The following is a 20,720-nucleotide window of genomic DNA, read 5'->3' as shown; positions in this document are numbered from 1 at the left end:
ACATTGTCGTGCTCGACAATCTCGGCAGCCACAAGGGCAGGCCGGTGCGGGCGGCGATCCGTGCAGCCGGCGCCAAACTGTTCTTCCTGCCGGCCTACAGCCCCGACCTCAATCCGATCGAGCAGGTCTTCGCAAAGCTGAAGCATTGGCTGCGACGCGCGCAGGCGCGGTCGATCTCTGAAACCGTCGAAGCTATCGGCAACGTCCTCAACCGCTTTCAGCCGCAGGAATGTGCCGCCTACTTCGCAAACTCAGGCTATGCTTCCACCTAAAGCGGGAACGCTCTAGATCAACATGCGCTCGGATGGACGCATCCGAGCCAAATAAATTGATCGTTCTCAATAAGATAGAGCATTTTGCTACGTCCAACCGGACGCAGGATACGCCAGCGTCGCTCAGTGGCGCGCCGCCGCCGCTGGCACTTCCGCATCGCCGGCGACCCATGCGCCATGCAGTGAGCAACTTTCGTCCACCAGTGCCATGATGCCGTCCGTCCGCTCTTCCGGCGGCGGCAGGCGCTGCGGGTCCTCGCCGGGGAAGGCCTGTGCGCGCATGCCGGTGCGCATCGGCCCCGGATTGTAGAGGTTCACACGCAGGTTGGTCTTCTCGACTTCCTGGGCGTAGGTCATGACCATCGCCTCCAGCGCCGCCTTGGTCGTGCTGTAGGTGGCCCAGTAGGCGGGCAGGTGGCGGGTGATGCCGGAGGTGACGAAGACCGCCCGGCCATGCGGCGCGGCCCGCAGCAGCGGGTCGAGTGCCCGGATCAGCCGCCAGTTGGCAACGAGATTCACGTTCAGCACCCGCTGGAAGATGTCCGGCGGGATCTGCGGCGTGGGGGTCAGGCGGCCCAGCATGGCGGCATTGGCGACCAGGATGTCCAGGCGGCGCCAGCGCTCCGCCAGCGGGGCGGCGAGGCCGTCGATCGCTGCCGGCTCCTGGAAATCCAGCGGGACCAGGGTGGCGCTGCCGCCCGCCTTCTGGATCTCGTCGTCCAGTTCCTCCAGCGCGCCGACGGTGCGCGCCACCGCGATCACATGGGCCCCGGCGCCGGCCAGCCGCAGCGCCGCGGCCCGCCCCAGGCCCCGGCTGGCGCCGGTCACCAGGGCGATCTTCCCGGCGAGGCGGGGCGTATCGGACACGGCGGAAGGACTATCGCTCATAGGGATCTCCGGGAGGGGGGAGCCAGTCGCGCCTCAGGCGGGGCCCCGACGCGGTCGCAGGGGCGGGGCCGCGCTCGAAACGGTCGTCATCGTCCCGCCGGTCCTGCCGGTCGCGCCGCGAGGGCGCGCGCGGGTGCCGCCGGCGGCGGCCCGTCAGCGGCCGCCAGAACAGCACCGCAAGCAGCCAGGCAAGCAGGCCGCCAAGCAGAATGGCGAGGAGCATGCCGATCGCGCCGTAGACCAGGGCTTCTGTGGTCAGCGGCACGGCCGGCTGGAAAGCCGCCAATGTACCGTCCAGAACCCGCTGGTCCAGGGTCTGCGCGAAGACAAATGGCCGCGCCAGCACCGAAGCCTCGCGCAGCGCCGCCTCGTGCCCCGTCAAGGTGTTGATCTGGAAGATCAGCGCGGGCGGCACCTCCTCCAGGCTCTCGGCCGCGCGCTTCATGCCGTCGATGGTGCCGCCCAGCCGCTGCAGGTATTGCTGCAGGAAGGCCGGCCCCTGGCTGGCGCCGGCCGCGCCGCCGACCGCGAACAGCCCGTTCCAGAGGTCGCGGATGATGGCCATCGGGCGTGTCGCCCGGCCGGTCAGCCGCGATCGGCGGCCAGGCGCGAGATCGAACGCACCGGACCGGTCCGGTCTGTGGCGTCGAAATCGGTCAGCCGGACCGGGTAGTCGCCCGTGAAACAGGCGTCGCAATAGGCCGGCCGCTCCGGATTGCGCTCCGTCCGCCCCATGGCCCGGTACAGGCCGTCCAGGCTGACGAAGGAGAGGCTGTCGGCCCGGATCAGCCGGCGCATGTCCTCGACGCTGTGACGGGCCGCCAGCAGCTTGGAGCGCTCGGGGGTATCCACGCCGTAGAAGCAGGAATGGGTGGTGGGCGGGGAGGCGATGCGCATATGCACCTCCGCCGCGCCGGCCTCGCGCACCATCTCGACGATCTTCATCGATGTGGTGCCGCGGACGATCGAATCGTCCACCAGGACCACCCGCTTGCCGGCCAGAATCGCGGCATTGGCATTGTGCTTCAGCTTCACGCCCAGATGGCGGATCTGGTCGGTCGGTTCGATGAAGGTGCGGCCGACATAGTGGTTCCGGATGATCCCCAGGCCGAACTGGATATCCGCCTGCTCCGCATAGCCCAGGGCCGCCGGCACGCCGGAATCGGGGACCGGCACGATGACATCGGCATCGACGCCGCTCTCGCGCGCCAGTTCAGCGCCGATCGCCTTGCGCACCTCGTAGACGCTCTTGCGATCCACCCAGGAATCCGGGCGCGCGAAGTAGATATATTCGAAGATGCAGAAGCGGTTCTGCACCGGCTGGAAGGGCTTGATGCTGGCGATGCCAGCCTCGGTGATGACCACAACCTCGCCCGGTTCGACATCGCGGACATATTCCGCACCGATGATGTCCAGGGCGCAGGTCTCCGAGGCGAGGATCGTCGCCTCGCCCGACGTGCCCCAGAGGCGGCCGATGCAGAGCGGCCGCACCCCGTGCGGGTCGCGGGCGCCGATCAGGGAATCCTCGGTCAGCGCGACGAAGGCATAGGCGCCCTCCACCTTGGTGAGGCCGTCGATCAGCCGCTCCACCAGGGTCTTGCGCTGGCTGGTGGCGATCAGATGGACCACCACCTCGGTATCCATCGTCGACTGGAAGATCGCGCCGCGATCGACGAGTTCCTGCCGCAGGGCCAGTGCATTGGTCAGGTTGCCGTTATGGGCCAGCGCGATGCCGCCGGAGGCCAGGTCCGCGAACAGCGGCTGCACGTTCCGCAACATGGTCTCGCCGCTGGTGGAATAGCGGTTGTGACCGATCGCGGCGGCACCGCGCAGTCGCTGGATGACATCCGGCGTCGAGAAGTTCGCGCCGACATGGCCCAGTGCCCGGTGCATGTTGAAGCGACCGTCGTCGCAGGCAACGATTCCAGATGCCTCCTGTCCACGATGCTGCAGGGCGTGCAGCCCCAGCGCCGTGTGGGCGGCAGCGTCCGCGGCCCCGAAGATGCCGAAAACGCCGCATTCCTCGTGGAACTTGTCGTCGCCGTCGTCTGACGCCCATGGCAGCAGGCAGGCATCGCCGGCCGTCACGTCGTCCCCGGCCGTCCCGTCGTTATCCGCCGTCATGTCGTTGTCCACATGGCGCATGTCGATATCGCTCATCGCGTGGTTTTCTCCACCTCGACCGCCCCCGCCTCGGCCGGTCTCTGTCGGCCGGCGCGGCCGCAGGGGCTAGTCTTTTGCCGGCGCGCCTTCGCCCTGCGTGCCGATCAGGTTCTCCAACTGCTGCCGGCTGCGGCGATCATAGCCGGCCGGGTCGTCCGCGGTGCCGCTGCCGGTGGTGCCGGCCCCTGGCGCCGTGCCGCCCGCATCGGGCTGTCGGGCCGAGTCCGGGGCGGGTGCGCCGCGTTGCGGCAAAAGGTCGTCCAGGCCGATCCTCAGTTCCGGTTCGCGCAGATGCGGCGCCGCGTCCGCGGCACCCGGCACCAGATCCAGAAGGAAGGCGCCGCCTGCCTGCGCCACCGGCAGGCTGCGTGCCTCCCGCAGCCAGGGCGGAAATTCCGCCGGCGGCACCATCCAGGCATAGATCAGATAGGCGACGCAGACGATCGCCGCCCCGCGCACCAGCCCGAAGACGAAGCCCAGGCTCCGGTCGACCGGCCCCAGCGCGCTGTCCTGCACCGCCGAAGCGACGCGATGCGCGATCAGGGAGAACAGCATCAGGGCGACGATGAAGATCACCGCCGCGCCGATACCGTCCGCCAGCCAGATGTTCGAAATATTTTCTCTCAGATAGGGCGACACATAGGGGAGGAGGAACAGAACGGCAAGCGCAGCGCCGACCCAACCCGCCACCGCCAGCGCCTCGTGGACGAAGCCACGGGAGAAGGCGAGCAGACCGGAGATCAGCAGGAGCACCAGCACGCCGATATCGACGGGACTGATTGGCAGGCTGTCCATGGCGCCGGTCCGTCCTCAGGCCGCTTCCGCGGCGATCATCGGCACGATGTCGTGCAGGTGACGAGCCTCCCGCAGACGCATGCCGGCCCCACCGGTGCGGCTGTCGGCCGCGCCGGCGGGCACCAGGGCCTCGGTGAAGCCGAGCTTGGCCGCTTCCTTCAGGCGTGCCTCCATCTGTGTCACAGGGCGGATCTCGCCGGCCAGGCTGACCTCGCCGAATGCGACCATCTTCTGCGGCAAGGGCTTGTCGGTCAGGGCCGAAAGCAGCGCCGCGGCGGCGGCCAGGTCGGCAGCGGGTTCGCGCACACGCAGGCCGCCGGCGACGTTGAGATAGATGTCGGAGGCGCCGAAGCGCACCCCGCAGCGGGTTTCCAGCACCGCCAGAACCATGGCGAGCCGCGCCCCGTCCCAGCCGACCACGGCGCGGCGCGGCGTGCCCAGCGGACTCTCGGCGACCAGCGCCTGCAGCTCCATCAGCAGCGGCCGGGTGCCCTCGATCCCCGCGAAGACGCAGGCGCCGCTGACCGGTGCCTCGCGATCGGCCAGGAACAGGGCGGAGGGATTGGCAACCTCCGCCAGCCCGGCATCGCCCATCTCGAACACGGCGATCTCGTCGGTCGCGCCGAAGCGGTTCTTGACTGCACGCAGAATACGGAACTGGTGACCGCGATCGCCTTCGAAATACAGGACGGTGTCGACCATATGCTCCACAACCCGCGGGCCCGCCAGTTGGCCTTCCTTGGTGACATGCCCGACCAGCAGCACCGCCGCCCCGCTGGCCTTGGCATGGCGCACCAGCTCGTGCGCACAGGCCCGCACCTGGGACACCGTGCCGGCCGCGGAATCGATCCCGTCCGCATAGACGGTCTGGATGGAATCCACCACAACGATTTCCGGGATGCCGCCGGCCGCGACCGCGCGTTCCCGGCTTTCCGCGTTCAGGGAGGTCAGGATGTCGCGCAGGCTGTTGGAGGCGGCCAGCCGCAGCGGCGCGCCGGTGAGGCCGAGGCGCTGGGCCCGCAGCCGGATCTGCGCGATCGCTTCCTCGCCGGAGATGTAGGTGCTGGGATGGCCGGCCGCGGCGAGCGCCGCCATGACCTGCAGCAGCAGGGTCGACTTGCCGATGCCCGGATCGCCGCCAATCAGGATCGCGGAACCATGCACGATGCCGCCGCCCAGGACCCGGTCCAGTTCCGCCAGGCCCGTCGGCACCCGCGGCACCGGCGCTTCGCCGCCGTCCAAGGACGCGAAGGAGAGGGCCCGCCCACCGAGGATCTCCGGGCCGCCCGGCCGGCGTTCGACCGGCGCCTCCTCGACGATGGTGTTCCAGGCCTCGCAGGCGTCGCAGCGGCCCTGCCATTTGCGGTAGACGGCGCCGCAATCCTGGCAGACGAACTGCCGTTCCCTGCGTGCCATCCTGGTTTCCGCCTCTTCTGTCGGGAGCCGCCTGGCCAGTGCCGGACAGGCCCGGACCTCAGGGTTTCCTCACATCCATCTGGATCGGCCCGTCGGCGCGACCGTTGATGAACTGGTCAACATAAGGATTGCCGGATTCGTCGATCTTCGACACCGGGCCTTCCCAGATGATCTTTCCCTGATGCAGCATCGCGACCCGGTCGGCGATGCTGCGCACGCTGGCCATGTCGTGGGTGATGCTCAGGGTGGTCGCGCCCAGCCGGCGAGAGCAGTCCACGATCAGGCCGTTGATCACGTCGCCCATGATCGGGTCGAGGCCGGTGGTGGGTTCGTCGAAGAAGATGATCTCCGGCTCCGTCGCGATCGCCCGCGCCAGGCCGACGCGCTTGCGCATGCCGCCCGACAGTTCCGCCGGAAACAATTCCCCCACATCGGGGCGCAGCCCGACATCGGCCAGCTTCTCGATCGCGGTTTCGCGGGCGCGGGCGCGCGGCACACGCAGGCCCTGGATCAGGCCGAAGGCGACGTTCTCCCAGACCTTCAGGCTGTCGAAGAGCGCGGCATTCTGGAACAGCATGCCGAACTTGCGCATCTCCTCCTCGCGGTCGCGATGGCCCAGGCCGACGGTCTCGCGCCCGTCGATGCGGATCGAGCCGCCTTCCGGATGCAGCAGGCCCAGGATGCATTTCAGCAACACCGACTTGCCGGTGCCGGAGCCGCCGATCACGACCAGCGACTGCCGCTGCGGGACCTTCAGGTCGACGGAATCCAGGACCACTTTCGATCCGAACTGCTTGCGCAGCGCGGCCAGTTCGATCTTCGGCCGCTCATTGTTGTCCGGGGAGCCGCTCACATCCTATTCCTGGAAGAAGACCGCGGTGGTGATGTAGTTGGCGATCAGGATCAGCACTGCGGCGGAGACCACGGCGTTGGTCGTCGCCTTGCCCACGCCCTGCGCACCGCCCTGAGAGTTGAAGCCGTGATAGGCCCCCATCAGGGCGATCAGGAAGCCGAAAATCGCCGCCTTCACCAGGCCGGAGATGACGTCGCTCCATTCCAGGACGCTGAACGTATTGTCGAGATAGCTGGCGGGATTGAAGCCCAGCGCCTGGGTGCCGACCAGATAGGCCCCGAAGATGCCGATGATGTCCGCCACGGCGACCAGCGGCGGCAGCATCAGGATGCCGGCGATCAGCCTGGGCGCGACGAGATACTTGAACGGATTGGTGGCCAGGGTGACCAGCGCGTCGATCTGCTCGGTCACCCGCATGGTGCCGATCTCCGCCGCCATGGCGGAGGCGACCCGGCCGGCGACCATCAGCCCGCCCAGGACCGGGCCCAGTTCCCGGGTGATGGCGACGACGACGATCTGGGCGACCACGCTCTCGGCGTTGAAGCGCGCGGAACCGATATAGGTCTGCAGCGCCAGCACCATGCCGGTGAACAGGGCCGTCATGCCGACCACCGGCAGCGAGTAGTAGCCGATCACCAGCATCTGCCGCAGCAGCATCCGCAGGTAGAAGGGCGGCGCGGCGGCATGGATCAGGCCCTGGCCGGCGAACATGCCAACCCGGCCTGTGGCGCCCAGGAAGCCCAGGAAGAAGCGACCGATGGTGCGCAGCGGGTTCACGATGCAGGTTCCGAATCAGACCGGGGCATTTCCGCACGCATCTTCATTATCAATGAGTTGTCCGGCTTTCTTGTAGCGTCGGTTTATCCGTGGGCCAAGCCGGGTCAGGATCTCGTAGCCGATCGTGCCGCCCCACCGCGCCAGTTCTCCAACCGACACCGTGTGTCCGGCCAGCTCCAGTTCGTCGCCTTCCCGCACCCGGTCCGCCGGCAGATCCGTGATGTCGAAGGTCAGCAGGTCCATCGAAACCCGACCGGCAAGCGGGACGCGGACCCCATGGAGCGCGCCATATGCCTTGTTGGAGAGACCGCGAAGATAGCCATCCGCATAACCGACGGAGACGGTGGCCAGGCGGGTCCGCCGCTTCGCGCGGAAGGCCGCACCGTAGCCAACGGCCTCGGAAGCGTCAATTTCGCGGATCTGCAGGATCCGGCTGTGCCATTCCACCACCGGGTGCAGAGGATTCTGCGCCGGCGGGCGGTCCACCGGGTCCACCCCGTAGAGCGCGATGCCGGGCCGGACCAGGTCGAGCGGCGGATGCTCCGGATGGAAGATCCCGGCGGAGTTCGACAGGCTGGCCGGCACCTGCGGCAGAAGCGCCCGCAGGGCGAGGAAGCGCGCCCGCTGCATGGCGTTCATCGGGTCGGCAGGATCGTCGCCGCAGGCCAGGTGAGTCAGCAGCAGCTGCAGCGACAGGCCCTCGAACCCGTCACGGTCGGCCGCCAGGCGCCGGAAGGCGTCCTCCGCCAGGCCCAGCCGGTTCATGCCGCTGTCCACATGCAGGGCCGCCGGCAGCGGCCGGCCGGCCTCGCGCGCCGCGGCCTGCCACAGGCGGATCTGCCGCTCCGTGGACAGGACCGGGCAGAGGTCGTGGGCGCGGAACAGCGCGGCCTCGCCCTCCTGCAGGCCATGCAGGATGAAGACCCGCGCCGTGCCGGCGCCGGCCTCCGCCAGATGCCGGCGCATGGCGACGCCTTCCGCCGGGTGGGCGACGAAAAAGCTGCGACAGCCGGCTTCCGCCAGGGCGGGGGCGAGCTGGCGCACACCCAGCCCGTAGCCGTCCGCCTTCATCACCGCAGCACATTCGGCCGCACCGGCGCGCCCGGCCAGCAGGTGCCAGTTCGCGACCACGGCGTCGATATCCACGATCAGGCGTGACAGGACCGCCGTCCCGGAGGACCGGCCGTCCGCCCCAGATGCCGCGGCCACGGCGGTCAGATGCTCTGGGGCAGGTGATCGTCCGGCACGAAGTCGCTGAAGCGCGTGGAATCGGGCTGGAAGAACAGCTTCACATTGCCGATCGGTCCATGCCGCTGCTTGCCGATGATCACTTCCGCAATGTTGTGGATTTCCTCCATCCTGGCCTGCCATTCGGCATGCTCGGGGGTGCCGGCCCGCGGTTCGCGCCGCTGCTCGTAATATTCTTCCCGGAACACGAACATCACCACGTCCGCGTCCTGTTCGATGGCGCCGGATTCGCGCAGGTCGGACAATTGCGGGCGCTTGTCGTCCCGGTTCTCCACCTGCCGGCTCAGCTGGCTGAGCGCCATCACCGGCACGTTCAGGTCCTTCGCCAGCGCCTTCAGCGCCTGGGTGATCTCGGAGATCTCCAGCACCCGGTTGTCGGCGTGACGGGCGGAGCCCCGGACCAGCTGCAGATAGTCGACCACGATCAGGCCGATATTGTTGATCCGCTTCATCCGCCGGGCGCGGGTACGCAGGGCGCCGATGCCGATGGCGCCGGTATCGTCGATGAAGAACGGCACGTCGGCGATCAGCTGCGCCTGCGGTGCCAGCCGGTCGCGGAACTCCTCCTCGGTGATCTCGCCCTTGCGCAGGCGGTCGGAGGCGATGCCGGTCTGCTCCGCCAGGATGCGGGTCGCCAACTGCTCCGCTGACATTTCCAGGCTGAAGAACAGGACCGGCGCGCCTTCGCGGCCGCCGGAGCGGAAATGCGCCAGGGCTGCATTGAAGGCGAGGGTGGTCGCCAGTGCGGTCTTTCCCATCGACGGCCGGCCGGCCAGGATCAGGAGGTCGGAGCGCTGCAGGCCGCCGAGCTTGGCGTCCAGATCGTTCAATCCGGTGGGAACGCCAGAGATGCCGCCCGCCTGCATGGCCTGCTCGGCCATGGTGAGGGACATGTCCAGGCTCTCACGGAATGTCTTGTGGCCGCGCTCCGCCCGTCCGGTATCGGCCAGGGTGAAGAGTTGCGCCTCCGCCGCCTCGATCAGGCTGTTGGCCTCTTCCTCGACATCCGCGGCCTGGGCATTGTTCACCATTTCCTCGCCGACCTTGATCAGGTGGCGGCGCAGGGCCAGGTCGCGCACGACGCGGGCATAGGCGGGCGCTGTTATGCGCGAGGACAGTGCTTGGGTCAGTCCCACCAGGTAGGGGCCGGCGCCGCCGACCTGGGCCAGCGATTCGTCCTTCGCCAGATAGTCGCGCAGGGTGACCGGATCGGCCAGCTGCCCGCGCTCGATCATGGTGATCGCGGCGGCGAAGATGCGGCCATGGGCGGGGTGGAAGAAATCCTCGGCGGAGAGGAACTGGCGGAATTCCACGCCAAGGTCGTTGTCCACCAGGATTGCGCCGAGCACTTCCTGCTCGGCTTCGAGGTTGTGGGGCAGGGCGCGCGGCGCATTCGCCTCGCTGCCGGAATCCACGGAACTGAGAATCGCCATTGCGGTCACTGTCTGCACGATGCTGGGGCGGAGCGGGACAGCATAGCAGCGCATACCCGGCCATGCCCCGGGCGAACCCCGGGGCCTGAGAAAAATGCCGTGGATAAGATCCGTCCCCAGCCTGTGGATGGCGGGGACAAGTCGCGACTCGGGCGGCGGCGTCCGGCTATTCGGCCGCCTGGTGCTGTGGATCGCCGGCGCTGGGTTGTCCGGCGCCGTCCAGTTCCGGCGGCGTGGAATTCGGCGATTCCACCGTTTCCGCCAGCGGCGTGGCCCGCTCGTAGTCGGTGATGTAATCGCGGGTCAGCGGAACCGCATCCTGCCGCTTCGCCATCTGGATCTGGAAGACGACATGGCCGGCATGGCGGAAGGTCATCTCCGACCCCGCCAGGTAGAACTCCCACATCCGGCAGAACCGCTCGTCATAGAGCCCCTTGATCCGCTCCCGGTTCAGCTGGAAGCGGCGATACCAGGCGAGCAGGGTCTCCGCGTAGTGCAGGCGCAGCACCTCGATATCGGTGACGTAGAGGCCGGCGCGCTCGATATGCGGCATGACCTCCGACAGGGCGGGGGTATAGCCACCCGGGAAGATGTACTTCTGGATCCAGCTGTTGGTGGTGCCCGGACCGTCGGCGCGGCCGATGGTATGCAGCAGCGCGACACCGTCCTTGTCCAGCAGCTCGTGCAGCTTCTGGAAGAACTCGTGGTAGTGGTAGACGCCGACATGCTCGAACATCCCGACGGAGACGATCCTGTCGTAGACCCCCGATTCGTGGCGGTAGTCCTGCAGCTTGAAACGCACCCGGTCGGCCATGCCGGCGCGGGAGGCACGGTCCTGCGACACGCCGTGCTGCTCCGTCGACAGGGTCACGCCGGTGACATCGACCCGGTGCGCCTGCGCCAGGTGCAGGCCGAGCCCACCCCAGCCGGAGCCGATATCCAGCACCTTCTGGCCGTCTTCCAGCAGCAGCTTGGCGGCCAGATGCCGCTTCTTCTGCCGCTGCGCATCCTCGATGCTCTGATCGGGGGAGACGTAGTAGGCGCAGGAATATTGCCGGTCCGAATCCAGGAACAGGTCGTAGAGGGTGTTCGACAGGTCGTAGTGGTGGGCGACATTGGCCTGCGCCTTGCCCACCGGGTTGATCTGGCCCAGCCGGCGCATCGCGATGCGGATCCGGTAGCCCAGCCGCATGATCCAGTGCTCGCCGATGCCCCAGCCCATGTTGCGCAGGGCGAGGTCCAGGAGCTGCCGGATGTCGCCGCCATCCTCGATCGTCAGGCCGCCATCCATATAGGCTTCGCCGACGGCCAGACCCGGATTCAGGGCGATCCGGCGGGGCAGGGCAGGGTCATGAAGGCGGATGGTGACCTTCGGTTCGCTGCCGTCGCCGTAGGTCGCCTTTGAACCGTCCGTGCCGATCACCGACAGGGTGCCGGTGCGGATGACAGTGTTGAAGAGCTTCTCGCGAAAAGACATGGCGAAAAGTTACCAGAGTTCGCGCCCCCGGCAAGATGGTACTGCACACCCGGGCAGGCAACTTCGCGGATACTGTGGCGGGCCTTTGTGGCGGGGGCCTGGGTGTGGCGGGGGCCTGGACGCGCGGTCGGCCGCGGGAAGGGATGGGGCGGCCGCAGGAAGGGACGGCCGCGGGAAGCGACGGCCGCGGGAAGCGACGGCCGCGGGAAGCGACGGGGGGCGGCCGGCCGGCTGATGCGGGCCGGCCGCCCCGCGCATTACTGGCGCGCCTGCTCTTCCTGCTCGTCGACCGGCAGGTCGACGTCGGGCTGCGGGCCAAGGCCCTCGACCTCGTCCTGCAGGTCCTCGGCCTCGTAGTCCTCGTCCTCGTCGTCGTCCTCCGGCATCGCGGTCGGATCGCCGCCACGGGCCTGGACCTCGGCCTCCTCGGCGGAGCGCGCGACGTTCACCTGGATCTCCACCGTGACTTCCGGGTGCAGGTCGACGCGCACGTCGTGCAGGCCCAGGGTCTTGATCGGACGCTCCAGGCGCACCTGCTCGCGGCCGAGGCTGGCACCGGCCTCGGTGGCCGCGTCCGCGATGTCGCGGGCGGACACCGAACCGTAAAGCTGACCGCTCTCGCCGGCCTGGCGCAGCAGCACGACGGAGAAATCCGTCATCCGCCCGGCGACCGTCTCGGCCTCCTGGCGACGCTCCAGGTTGCGGGCCTCCAGCTGGGCCCGCTCCTTCTCGAAGCGGGCCATATTGCCCTTGTTGGCGCGCAGCGCCTTGCCCTGCGGCAGCAGGAAATTGCGGGCATAGCCGTCTTTCACGCGGACCACTTCGCCCATCTGACCGAGCTTGTCCACGCGCTCCAGCAGAATGACTTCCATCACTCGTCCTCCTTGCCGACCGGTCCGCCTTCGCGGTCGCGATATCGGACATGGTCTTCGACCAGACCCAGCACTACCACCGCGAAGGGCATCAGCGGGCCGACCACCAGAAACAGTATGTAGAACGGGACCAGCAGCCACCGGCCGCTGCCCGTCCGCCGCGCAAAGGCATGCACCAGCGCAAGCCCCTGCATCAGATAAGCCGTGGCGAGCACGATCCCGACGATCGTGCCCAGTTGGCCCAGGGGCTCCGGCGCAAGCCCCAGCAACAATCCGCCACCCATGCCGTACAGCACCCATCCGGGCACCTGCACCTGCCGGTAGGCGGGCGTCGGACGCTGGCTGCGTCCCAGGCTCGTGGCGATCGCCTGAGCCAGGACGCCGTTCACCGTCATCACCAGCACCCAGAGGATGCCGACACCCAGCGGCGCCGCCCGCAGCGATCCCTCGACCAGGGCCTGCAGCTGTTCCCTGTCCAGCTGCGCGCCGCCGCCGGCGCCCGCCTCCGTCAGGGGCGCCATCTGCGCCATCAGGAAGCGGGTCGCCGCCTCCTCCTGGCTGCCGATGGCAATCTGGGCGGCCAGGCCGATGGCCGCGCCGCCGGCCGCCAGGCTGCCCAGAAGGGGCCCCGGCTTCATCCATTTCGGCGCTGCCGCGACATTGCCCTGCGCCGGCCCGAAGCCCGGGCCGACCTGCCCCTGCGGCGGACTCTGCAGGGCCTGCCAGCTCAGCAGCACCGCAGGAAGGGCGAGAGCCACGAACAGGATCGCGCCGCTCGCCGGGGCGAATGTCACGGCTGCCAGCAGGAACACCAGTGCCGCCACGAGCGCCGGACCGGTGCCGGCCATCAGCCCGGCGAGGAACGGCCCCATCGGGATGGCGTAGACCAGCAGAGCCGTGGCCGGGGCCAGTTCCGCCAGTGCCAGCAGCAGGACCGCGCCGAGACCGCAGCAGAGCCCGAACAGCCAGCCCTGGCGCATTGCCGCACCCTCTCGGTTCCAACCTGATCCATCAGCGGCCGGCCGCAGCGGCGGCGACAGCCGGCCGCAGGCAGGCCGCCGCCGGATGACGGCTGCCTGCCGCGGTTCGCCTCAGCGCAGGATGTAGGGCAGAAGCGCCAGCTGGCGGGCCCGCTTGATGGCTTTTGCCAGTTCGCGCTGCTTCTTTGCGGACACCGCCGTGATCCGGCTCGGCACGATCTTGCCGCGCTCGGACACGAAGCGCTGCAGCAGCTTCACATCCTTGTAGTCGATCACCGGGGCATTCGCGCCCGAGAAGGGGCAGGACTTGCGCCGGCGGAAGAACGGACGCCGCAGCGGCGGCGAGGTGCGAGCCTTTGCCTGGGGTGCGGCCATCAGGACATCCCTCCTTCAGCGGCTTCGCCATGGGACGGGCGGCCCTCGGAGCGGAACGGGCGATCGCCACGGTCGCCCCGATCGCCGCGGTCGCGTCCGCCGCGGTCGCCACGGTCACGATCACGCCCGCCGCGGTCGCCGCGGTCACGGTCGCGCCCGCCGCGGCCGCCGCGATCCCGGTCGTCGCGGCCCTTGTTGGTGAGGATGGCGGAGGGGCCTTCCTTCAGTTCGTCCACGCGCACCGAGAGGTAGCGCAGGACATCCTCGTTGATGCGCATCGTCCGCTCCAGCTCCGCGATCGCGGCCGGCGGCGCATCGATGTTCATCAGGGTGTAATGGCCCTTGCGGTTCTTCTTGATCCGGTAGGCCAGGCTGCGCAGTCCCCAGGGTTCGACCTTGGTGACCGAGCCGCCCTGCGCCTCGACCAGTTCCTTGAACTCGTTGGCCAGGGACTCCACCTGGGCGCCGGACACGTCCTGGCGCACGATGAAGACCGTCTCATAATAGGGCATCAGCTCTCCCTTCGGCTGTTCAGCGGCCCGGCGTCGCCGCCGCGGCAACCGGTTCCCGGAAAGCCGGGCGGCCTGGTGCCATGGAAGGGACGGTTCGGACCTAGCCGGACCGGCCCTCCGGCCCGGCAAGGAGACGAGCGCGGCAATATAGTCAGCCGCGCCGTCAACGCAAGCGATTGTTGCGCGCCGGAACCGGGCGTCGACGACCGCCGCCGGCCCGCTCGCTTGATCGCCGCCGCGGCTGCTCCTAACACTAGCGCCCCGCATCGGCGGCACCGGTGGCAACAAGAGGGGAAGGGCCAGACATGAGCCGTGCATTCGTCTTTCCGGGTCAGGGCAGCCAGGCGGTCGGCATGGGCCGCGGCCTGGCGGAAGCCTTTGCCGAAGCCCGGCTCGTCTTCGAGGAAGTCGACGACGCCCTGTCGCAGAAGCTCTCGGCCCTGATGTTCGACGGGCCGGAGGGCGACCTGACATTGACCGAAAATGCGCAGCCCGCCCTGATGGCGGTCGGCATGGCGGCGGTCCGCGTGCTGGAGGGGCAGGGCGGCGCACCGCTGTCCGACAAGGCGGCATTCTTCGCCGGCCACAGTCTGGGCGAATATACGGCGCTGGCCGCGGCCGGTGCGCTGCCGCTCGCCGATACCGCCCGCCTGCTGAAGCGGCGCGGCCAGGCGATGCAGTCCGCCGTGCCGGTGGGCAAGGGGGCGATGATCGCCCTGCTGGGACCGGACGCGGAGGTGGCCGAGGCGGTCGCCCGGGACGCGGCCGGCAGCGATGTCTGCGAGATGGCGAACGACAATGCGCCCGGACAGGCGGTGCTGGCCGGCAGCGCGGAGGCGATCGATCGCGCGACGGCGCTGGCGAAGGAGCGCGGCGCGAAGAAGGTGGTGCCACTGTCGGTCAGCGCCCCTTTCCATTGTGCGCTGATGCGGCCCGCCGCCGACACGATGGCGGAGGCGCTGGCCGGCCAGACGATCGCGCCGCCGCGCCGGCCCGTGGTGGCCAACGTGACGGCGCAGGGCGAATCCGATCCGGAGACCATCCGCCGCCTTCTGGTGGAACAGGTCACCGCCACGGTGCGGTGGCGGGAAAGCGTCCTCTGGATGCGCGACCAGGGCGTTTCCGAGGTCGTCGAACTGGGCGCGGGCAAGGTGCTGACCACCATGCTGAAGCGGATCGACCGGGACATGAAGGGCGAGGCGGCGGGCGAACCCGCCGAGATCGAGGCCCTGCTGCGCGCGCTCTGAGCGGCGACCGGACAGCCCTGCCACCAACCGGCCTGCGTCGGCCATCAAGGAAAGGACCAGCGGATGAGCGACTTCGATCTGAGCGGCCGCGCCGCACTCGTGACCGGGGCCAGCAGCGGCATCGGCACGGCCATCGCCCGCCGCCTGAAAGGCGCCGGGGCGAAGGTCGCGATCTCCGGAACGCGGGAGGACGCGCTGCAGCAGGTCGCCGAGGCGCTGGGCGGCGACACGCCGATCCTGCCGTGCAACCTGCGCGACCGGGCGGCGGTCGCCGCCCTGGCCGGCCGTGCGGAAGAGGCGCTGGGACAGGTCGATATCCTGGTGAACAATGCGGGCATCACCCGCGACAACCTGGCGATGCGCCTGAAAGACGAGGACTGGGACGATGTCCTGGAGGTCGACCTGACATCCGGATTCGTGCTCGCGCGGGCGCTGATGCGGGGCATGATGAAACGCCGGCACGGCCGGGTGATCGGCATTACCTCGATCGTCGGTGTCACCGGCAATCCCGGCCAGGCCAACTATGCCGCCGCCAAGGCGGGCATGATCGGCATGAGCAAGGCGCTGGCGCAGGAACTGGCCGCCCGCAGCATCACGGTGAACTGCGTCGCGCCCGGCTTCATCGAGACGCCGATGACCGATGCGCTCACCGATGCCCAGAAAGAGGGCCTCCTGGGCCGCATCCCGATGGCGAGACTCGGCAGCGGCGAGGATGTTGCCGCCGCGGTCCACTATCTGGCCTCCGATGCCGGCGGCTACGTCACCGGCCAGACCTTGCACGTCAACGGCGGTATGGCGATGATTTGAGTTCGGGGACGCTGTCGGAACCGCACCGAACCGGCATGGTCCGGGGGCAGGTACGGCCGGCGGAATCGGATCGGGAAAAAGCGCGGTCCGGCAATTTGCACTCTGGGGAAACTGTGCTATCCACCCACACCCTTTCGCCGCCGGCAGGCATCCGCAGGCTTTCGGATGATCCCGCGGCGGCGATGTGCAAGCGCACCGCACCGGGGGCGGAGCGCCCGCCGGGCATCCACAGCCCCGCGCAGGCACGCTTCCCGGCCGGCAGGCTTGCGACGCCGATTGGCCAAGACGGGCATGCCTGTCGCGGTCATCGTGTCGGCGGGCATTTCCCGGAGAGCGAAGGGTCACCCATCATTGCCGCCGGAAACAGGTTCGGGCGGGCCGCATATGTCGCGGGAGGATCGAGGACCAGATCATGAGCGATAACGACATCCAAGAGCGCGTTAAGAAGATCGTCGTCGAACATCTGGGGGTCGACGAGGACAAGGTCACCGAATCCGCCAGCTTCATCGACGATCTGGGCGCCGACAGCCTGGACACGGTCGAGCTGGTGATGGCGTTCGAGGAAGAGTTCGGCGTCGAAATCCCGGACGACGCGGCGGAGAAGATCCTGACCGTGAAGGACGCGATCGAGTTCATCAAGGAACACGGGTCCTGATCGGACATGTGATCGGAGGGTGACGATGCGCCGGGTTGTCATCACCGGCCTCGGCATGGTCACGCCGTTGGGCAGCGGCGTGAAAGCGACATGGGAGCGGCTCCTCAAGGGCCATTCCGCGCTGCGCCGCATCGAGCGGTTCAAGGTCGACGACATGCCGTGCCGGATTGCGGCCATGATCCCCTTCATCGACGAAGAGGGCCTTCCGGCGGACGTGCCGTCGGAGGCGCTGTTCAATCCCGATGACTGGATGCATCCGCGCGAACGGCGTCGGGTCGACGACTTCATTCTCTACGGCATGGCCGCGGCGAAAGAAGCGATCGCCGATTCCGGCTGGGTTGCCGAGAGCGATGAGGACCAGATCCGCACCGGCGTGCTGATCGGCTCCGGCGTCGGCGGCCTCAGCAATATCGTCGACGGGGCGGACACCCTCAACGAGAAAGGCCCCCGGCGGATCAGCCCGTTCTTTCTGCCCGGGGTCCTGATCAACCTGATCTCGGGCAATGTCTCCATCGAGTTCGGCTTCCGCGGCCCCAACCATGCCGTGGTCACCGCCTGCTCGACAGGCGCCCATGCGATCGGCGACGCGGCCCGCATGATCATGCTGGACGACGCCGACGTGATGGTTGCCGGCGGCGCGGAGAGCAGCATCTGCCGCATCGGCATTGCGGGCTTCTCCGCGGCGAAGGCGCTGTCCACCAGCTACAACGACCGTCCGACGGCCGCATCACGGCCCTGGGACAAGGGCCGCGACGGTTTCGTCATGGGCGAAGGCGCCGGCGTGGTCGTGCTGGAGGAACTGGAGCATGCGCGCAAGCGCGGCGCCCGCATCTACGGCGAGATCGTCGGCTATGGCCTGACCGGCGACGCCTATCACATCACCGCACCGGCGCCGGACGGCAACGGTGCCTTCCGCTGCATGCAGACGGCGCTGAAGCGGGCCGGCATGAGCCCGGACGATATCGACTATATCAACGCCCACGGTACTTCGACCCCGCTCGGGGACGAGATCGAGCTGGGCGCCGTGAAACAGCTGTTCGGCAATGCCGCGGGCAAGGTGTCGATGTCGTCGACCAAGTCCAGCGTCGGTCACCTGCTGGGAGCCGCCGGCTCGGTGGAGGCGATCTTCTCCACCCTGGCGATCCACCACAACGTGGTACCGCCGACCCTGAACCTGGACGATCCCTGCGAAGGCGCCGACACGATGGACCTGGTGCCGTTCCAGCCGCGCGAACGGGAGGTGCGGGCCGCCCTGTCCAACTCCTTCGGCTTCGGCGGCACGAACGCGTCACTGGTGATCCGTCAGTTGAACTGACCTGAGAGGGCCGGCGCATGCGCCGTGCGATTCTCCGGCTGTTTGCCGGGCTGTTCGGCCTTCTCCTGATCGCCGCCGCGGTGGCGTTCTGGGGCTGGCAGCAATGGATCGGGCCGGGCCCGTCGACCGAACAGGTCAATGTCGTCATCCCGAAGGGGACCGGCGTCGGCGGTATCGCCGCGCGGCTGGAGCAGGCCGGCGTCGTCGCCGATGCCACCCTGTTCCGCGCCGGCGTGCTCGCCGAAGGCGCGAGCCGCAGCCTGCAGGCCGGGGAATATGCCTTCGATCCGGGCATCTCGCCGGCCGGCGTGCTGGCGAAGCTGCGGTCCGGCGATCGCGTCCTGCACCAGGTCACCGTGCCGGAAGGGCTGACCGTCCGCCAGGTCGCCACACTGTTGCAGGCCCAATCCGAACTGACCGGCGAGATCGAGAAACTGCCGCCGGAAGGCCGGTTGCTGCCGGAAACCTATGCCTTCGAGCGCGGCGACAGCCGGCAGTCGGTGATCGACCGGATGGCGGCCGCGATGGACGCGGCATTGCAGCAGCTTTGGGAAGGCCGCGCGGAAGGTCTGCCTATCGACAGCCCGGACGAGGCCCTGGTGCTGGCATCGATCGTGGAGCGCGAGACCGGCATTGCCGAGGAACGGCCGCTGGTTGCGGGCGTGTTCACCAACCGGCTGCGCAAGGGCATGCGGCTGCAGTCCGACCCGACGGTCATCTACGGCGTGTCAGACGGCCTGGGGACCCTCGGCCGGCCGCTGAGCCGCACCGACCTGAAGACCCCGACCGACTGGAATACCTATGTGATCGCCGGCCTGCCGCCAACGCCGATTGCCAATCCCAGCCGGGCGGCGCTGGCCGCGGTCCTGGACCCTGCCGAGACGGACTATCTCTATTTCGTGGCCGACGGAACCGGCGGCCATGTCTTTGCCGCCAGCCTGGCGGAGCATAATCGCAATGTCCGCGCCTGGCGGGCGCAGCAGCGCAAGGACAGGGTTTCCGAGTGAGGGACGCGTGCGCCCCGACGCCGGCGCGACGGCAGGGTGGGCCAGAGTGGGGCGAGAGCGAGGGATGACAGGGTGCCGCTGAGCAGCATGACGGGATTCGCCCGCCAGCAGGGGGGCAACGAGGCGCAGTCCTGGACCTGGGAACTGCGCAGCGTGAACGGGCGCGGGCTGGACCTGCGCCTGCGGCTGCCGCCGGGCACGGAAGGGGTCGAGGCCCCGGCGCGGGCGCTGCTGTCGAAGCAGCTGCGGCGCGGTTCCGTCACCTGCAATCTCCAGGTCGCCACGGTGGCCCAGGGTGTCAGCTATCGCATCAACCGGCCGCTGCTGGCTGAGCTGGCGGCGCTTGCCTCCGAAGTGGCGGCGGATGTGGAAGCTGCGCCGCCGCGGCTGGACGGCCTGCTGGCGCTGCGCGGCGTGCTGGAGCCGGTGGAGCCGGAGCCGTCGCAGGACCGCGAGGCCGTCGAACGGGCGCTCCTGGCCGACCTGCAGCAGGCCGCCGACAGCCTGGTTGCGGCGCGCCGGGCCGAAGGCGACCGCCTGACCGTGGTGCTTGGCGAGCTGATCGACCGGATCGAGGAACTGGTGACGGCGGCGGCGGCCGCCGCCGTGCAGCGCCAGGCCCGGCAACGCGACCGGCTGCGGGAGCAGGTGTCCCAGCTGCTGGATGCCGGCACCCCGGTGCCGGAGGAGCGCCTGGCGCAGGAGCTGGCGATGCTGGCGGTGAAGGCCGACATCGCCGAGGAGATCGACCGCCTGAAGGCTCATGTCGCGCAGGCGCGCGGGCATCTGGCCGCCGATGCGCCGGTCGGCCGCGAGCTGGACTTCCTGGCGCAGGAGTTCAACCGCGAGGCCAATACCCTCTGTTCCAAGGCCAACGACCTGGACCTGACCCGCATCGGCCTGGACCTGAAGCTCGCCATCGACCGCCTGCGCGAGCAGGTGCAGAACGTGGAATGAACGCGATGTCCGGCAATGCGCGGGTCACGGTCGCACGTCGCGGCCTGATGCTGGTCCTGTCCTCGCCCTCCGGCGCGGGAAAGACCACCCTGTCGCGGCGCCTGCTGCAGCGCGACCGACAGCTCAGCATGTCGGTCTCGGTGACCACCCGGACCCGGCGGCCGGGGGAGCGGGACGGGGTGGACTACCATTTCATCGACCCGGCCCGCTTCCAGGAGATGGTGGCCGGCGACGAGCTGCTGGAGCATGCGAAGGTCTTCGACCACCACTACGGCACCCCCGCTGCCACGGTGGAGGAGAAGCTGCGCGCCGGCAGCGACATCCTGTTCGACATCGACTGGCAGGGCACCCAGCAGCTGCGGGCGCGGGCGCGCGAGGACCTGGTCAGCATCTTCATCCTGCCGCCCAGCCAGAAGGACCTGGAGCACCGGCTCTATGCCCGCGCCCAGGATTCGGCGGAGATCGTGGCGCGGCGCATGGCCAAGGCCGCGGACGAAATGAGCCACTGGGCAGAATACGACTATGTCGCGATCAACGACGATGTCGATGCCTGCCTGGAGGAGGTGCATTCGATCCTTCGTGCCGAGCGGCTGCGCCGCAACCGGCGCACCGGCCTGGTGGAATTCGTGAAGGGCCTGCGCGAGATCTGACCGCCGGGATTGCCGAATCGA

General features: G+C 68.9%; 22 protein-coding genes. 8 read left to right on the top strand and 14 right to left on the bottom strand.

Going from position 1 to position 20,720, the window contains the following annotated elements:
- The coding region (locus tag ACFOGJ_RS00475; RefSeq protein ID WP_379897418.1) for a transposase at window positions 1–272 on the top strand (272 nt) is incomplete at its 5' end.
- A gap of 123 nt (window positions 273–395) precedes the next feature.
- On the opposite strand, the gene ACFOGJ_RS00470 is transcribed toward ACFOGJ_RS00475, so the two are convergent.
- The 14 genes from ACFOGJ_RS00470 to rpsF all read right to left on the bottom strand — a co-directional run bounded on the left by ACFOGJ_RS00470 (window position 396) and on the right by rpsF (window position 14,061).
- Window positions 396–1,160 carry an SDR family NAD(P)-dependent oxidoreductase gene (locus ACFOGJ_RS00470; RefSeq protein WP_379897417.1) on the bottom strand — a complete coding sequence of 255 codons (765 nt, stop codon included), beginning with the start codon at window positions 1,158–1,160 and terminating at the stop codon, window positions 396–398.
- The gene (locus ACFOGJ_RS00465) at window positions 1,150–1,725 is read right to left on the bottom strand and encodes a DUF2937 family protein (protein WP_379897416.1); all 576 of its coding nucleotides are present in this window, start codon (window positions 1,723–1,725) and stop codon (window positions 1,150–1,152) included. The genes ACFOGJ_RS00470 and ACFOGJ_RS00465 overlap by 11 nt, the downstream gene beginning before the upstream one ends.
- Before the next feature lie 20 nt (window positions 1,726–1,745).
- Complete coding sequence (gene purF, locus ACFOGJ_RS00460; RefSeq protein ID WP_379897415.1) at window positions 1,746–3,320, bottom strand: amidophosphoribosyltransferase; 1,575 nt, start codon at window positions 3,318–3,320, stop codon at window positions 1,746–1,748.
- A 69-nt stretch (window positions 3,321–3,389) separates the two neighbouring features.
- On the bottom strand, window positions 3,390–4,118 hold the full coding sequence (locus ACFOGJ_RS00455; RefSeq protein ID WP_379897414.1) for a CvpA family protein: 729 nt from the start codon (window positions 4,116–4,118) through the stop codon (window positions 3,390–3,392).
- A gap of 15 nt (window positions 4,119–4,133) precedes the next feature.
- Window positions 4,134–5,534: a DNA repair protein RadA gene (gene radA, locus ACFOGJ_RS00450; RefSeq protein WP_379897413.1), complete on the bottom strand. Its 1,401-nt coding sequence runs from the start codon at window positions 5,532–5,534 to the stop codon at window positions 4,134–4,136.
- A gap of 58 nt (window positions 5,535–5,592) precedes the next feature.
- Window positions 5,593–6,387: an ABC transporter ATP-binding protein gene (locus ACFOGJ_RS00445; protein ID WP_379897412.1), complete on the bottom strand. Its 795-nt coding sequence runs from the start codon at window positions 6,385–6,387 to the stop codon at window positions 5,593–5,595.
- 3 nt (window positions 6,388–6,390) lie between these two features.
- Entirely contained in the window at window positions 6,391–7,164 is a 774-nt protein-coding gene (locus tag ACFOGJ_RS00440; RefSeq protein WP_379897411.1) for an MlaE family ABC transporter permease, read from the bottom strand.
- 15 nt (window positions 7,165–7,179) lie between these two features.
- Window positions 7,180–8,373, bottom strand: coding sequence for an alanine racemase (alr, locus tag ACFOGJ_RS00435; RefSeq protein ID WP_379897410.1), 1,194 nt, complete (start codon window positions 8,371–8,373; stop codon window positions 7,180–7,182).
- A 5-nt stretch (window positions 8,374–8,378) separates the two neighbouring features.
- Complete coding sequence (locus tag ACFOGJ_RS00430; protein ID WP_379897409.1) at window positions 8,379–9,845, bottom strand: replicative DNA helicase; 1,467 nt, start codon at window positions 9,843–9,845, stop codon at window positions 8,379–8,381.
- 166 nt (window positions 9,846–10,011) lie between these two features.
- Window positions 10,012–11,322 carry a class I SAM-dependent methyltransferase gene (locus ACFOGJ_RS00425; RefSeq protein ID WP_379897408.1) on the bottom strand — a complete coding sequence of 437 codons (1,311 nt, stop codon included), beginning with the start codon at window positions 11,320–11,322 and terminating at the stop codon, window positions 10,012–10,014.
- A 257-nt stretch (window positions 11,323–11,579) separates the two neighbouring features.
- On the bottom strand, window positions 11,580–12,194 hold the full coding sequence (gene rplI / locus ACFOGJ_RS00420) for a 50S ribosomal protein L9 (protein WP_379897407.1): 615 nt from the start codon (window positions 12,192–12,194) through the stop codon (window positions 11,580–11,582).
- Complete coding sequence (locus ACFOGJ_RS00415) at window positions 12,194–13,174, bottom strand: DUF2232 domain-containing protein (protein WP_379897406.1); 981 nt, start codon at window positions 13,172–13,174, stop codon at window positions 12,194–12,196. Before ACFOGJ_RS00415 ends, rplI begins: the two co-directional genes overlap by 1 nt.
- A gap of 111 nt (window positions 13,175–13,285) precedes the next feature.
- Entirely contained in the window at window positions 13,286–13,549 is a 264-nt protein-coding gene (gene rpsR, locus ACFOGJ_RS00410) for a 30S ribosomal protein S18 (protein ID WP_379897405.1), read from the bottom strand.
- A complete protein-coding gene (gene rpsF / locus ACFOGJ_RS00405) occupies window positions 13,549–14,061 on the bottom strand; it encodes a 30S ribosomal protein S6 (protein WP_379897404.1) in 513 nt (170 codons plus the stop codon). The genes rpsR and rpsF overlap by 1 nt, the downstream gene beginning before the upstream one ends.
- Before the next feature lie 305 nt (window positions 14,062–14,366).
- Between rpsF and fabD the strand changes: the two genes are divergently transcribed.
- The 7 genes from fabD (at window position 14,367) to gmk (ending at window position 20,699) form a co-directional block, all read left to right on the top strand.
- Window positions 14,367–15,308 carry an ACP S-malonyltransferase gene (gene fabD, locus ACFOGJ_RS00400; protein WP_379897403.1) on the top strand — a complete coding sequence of 314 codons (942 nt, stop codon included), beginning with the start codon at window positions 14,367–14,369 and terminating at the stop codon, window positions 15,306–15,308.
- 63 nt (window positions 15,309–15,371) lie between these two features.
- The gene (fabG, locus tag ACFOGJ_RS00395; protein WP_379897402.1) at window positions 15,372–16,115 is read left to right on the top strand and encodes a 3-oxoacyl-[acyl-carrier-protein] reductase; all 744 of its coding nucleotides are present in this window, start codon (window positions 15,372–15,374) and stop codon (window positions 16,113–16,115) included.
- A 412-nt stretch (window positions 16,116–16,527) separates the two neighbouring features.
- Complete coding sequence (locus ACFOGJ_RS00390) at window positions 16,528–16,770, top strand: acyl carrier protein (RefSeq protein ID WP_379897401.1); 243 nt, start codon at window positions 16,528–16,530, stop codon at window positions 16,768–16,770.
- Between the two features lie 25 nt (window positions 16,771–16,795).
- Complete coding sequence (gene fabF, locus ACFOGJ_RS00385; protein WP_379897400.1) at window positions 16,796–18,085, top strand: beta-ketoacyl-ACP synthase II; 1,290 nt, start codon at window positions 16,796–16,798, stop codon at window positions 18,083–18,085.
- A gap of 17 nt (window positions 18,086–18,102) precedes the next feature.
- Window positions 18,103–19,092 carry an endolytic transglycosylase MltG gene (mltG, locus tag ACFOGJ_RS00380; RefSeq protein ID WP_379897399.1) on the top strand — a complete coding sequence of 330 codons (990 nt, stop codon included), beginning with the start codon at window positions 18,103–18,105 and terminating at the stop codon, window positions 19,090–19,092.
- A 72-nt stretch (window positions 19,093–19,164) separates the two neighbouring features.
- Window positions 19,165–20,049 (top strand): YicC/YloC family endoribonuclease, encoded by an 885-nt coding sequence (locus tag ACFOGJ_RS00375; RefSeq protein ID WP_379897398.1) that lies wholly within the window; start codon window positions 19,165–19,167, stop codon window positions 20,047–20,049.
- On the top strand, window positions 20,046–20,699 hold the full coding sequence (gmk, locus tag ACFOGJ_RS00370) for a guanylate kinase (protein WP_379897397.1): 654 nt from the start codon (window positions 20,046–20,048) through the stop codon (window positions 20,697–20,699). The genes ACFOGJ_RS00375 and gmk overlap by 4 nt, the downstream gene beginning before the upstream one ends.
- Window positions 20,700–20,720 lie beyond the last annotated feature (21 nt).

Source organism: Marinibaculum pumilum, from assembly GCF_042646425.1.
GTDB classification, from domain to species: domain Bacteria; phylum Pseudomonadota; class Alphaproteobacteria; order Ferrovibrionales; family Ferrovibrionaceae; genus Marinibaculum; species Marinibaculum pumilum.
Note: the sequence above shows the minus strand (reverse complement) of the source record. Positions and strands in the feature narration are given on the sequence as shown.

Excerpts from the sequence above, each read along its gene's own strand:
- ACFOGJ_RS00470 (WP_379897417.1), bottom strand. The coding sequence starts at position 1,160 with ATGAGCGATAGTCCTTCCGCCGTGTCCGATACGCCCCGCCTCGCCGGG.
- ACFOGJ_RS00465 (WP_379897416.1), bottom strand. The coding sequence starts at position 1,725 with ATGGCCATCATCCGCGACCTCTGGAACGGGCTGTTCGCGGTCGGCGGC.
- purF (WP_379897415.1), bottom strand. The coding sequence starts at position 3,320 with ATGAGCGATATCGACATGCGCCATGTGGACAACGACATGACGGCGGAT.
- ACFOGJ_RS00455 (WP_379897414.1), bottom strand. The coding sequence starts at position 4,118 with ATGGACAGCCTGCCAATCAGTCCCGTCGATATCGGCGTGCTGGTGCTC.
- radA (WP_379897413.1), bottom strand. The coding sequence starts at position 5,534 with ATGGCACGCAGGGAACGGCAGTTCGTCTGCCAGGATTGCGGCGCCGTC.
- ACFOGJ_RS00430 (WP_379897409.1), bottom strand. The coding sequence starts at position 9,845 with ATGGCGATTCTCAGTTCCGTGGATTCCGGCAGCGAGGCGAATGCGCCG.
- ACFOGJ_RS00425 (WP_379897408.1), bottom strand. The coding sequence starts at position 11,322 with ATGTCTTTTCGCGAGAAGCTCTTCAACACTGTCATCCGCACCGGCACC.
- rplI (WP_379897407.1), bottom strand. The coding sequence starts at position 12,194 with ATGGAAGTCATTCTGCTGGAGCGCGTGGACAAGCTCGGTCAGATGGGC.
- ACFOGJ_RS00415 (WP_379897406.1), bottom strand. The coding sequence starts at position 13,174 with ATGCGCCAGGGCTGGCTGTTCGGGCTCTGCTGCGGTCTCGGCGCGGTC.
- rpsR (WP_379897405.1), bottom strand. The coding sequence starts at position 13,549 with ATGGCCGCACCCCAGGCAAAGGCTCGCACCTCGCCGCCGCTGCGGCGT.
- rpsF (WP_379897404.1), bottom strand. The coding sequence starts at position 14,061 with ATGCCCTATTATGAGACGGTCTTCATCGTGCGCCAGGACGTGTCCGGC.
- fabD (WP_379897403.1), top strand. The coding sequence starts at position 14,367 with ATGAGCCGTGCATTCGTCTTTCCGGGTCAGGGCAGCCAGGCGGTCGGC.
- fabG (WP_379897402.1), top strand. The coding sequence starts at position 15,372 with ATGAGCGACTTCGATCTGAGCGGCCGCGCCGCACTCGTGACCGGGGCC.
- ACFOGJ_RS00390 (WP_379897401.1), top strand. The coding sequence starts at position 16,528 with ATGAGCGATAACGACATCCAAGAGCGCGTTAAGAAGATCGTCGTCGAA.
- fabF (WP_379897400.1), top strand. The coding sequence starts at position 16,796 with ATGCGCCGGGTTGTCATCACCGGCCTCGGCATGGTCACGCCGTTGGGC.
- mltG (WP_379897399.1), top strand. The coding sequence starts at position 18,103 with ATGCGCCGTGCGATTCTCCGGCTGTTTGCCGGGCTGTTCGGCCTTCTC.
- gmk (WP_379897397.1), top strand. The coding sequence starts at position 20,046 with ATGAACGCGATGTCCGGCAATGCGCGGGTCACGGTCGCACGTCGCGGC.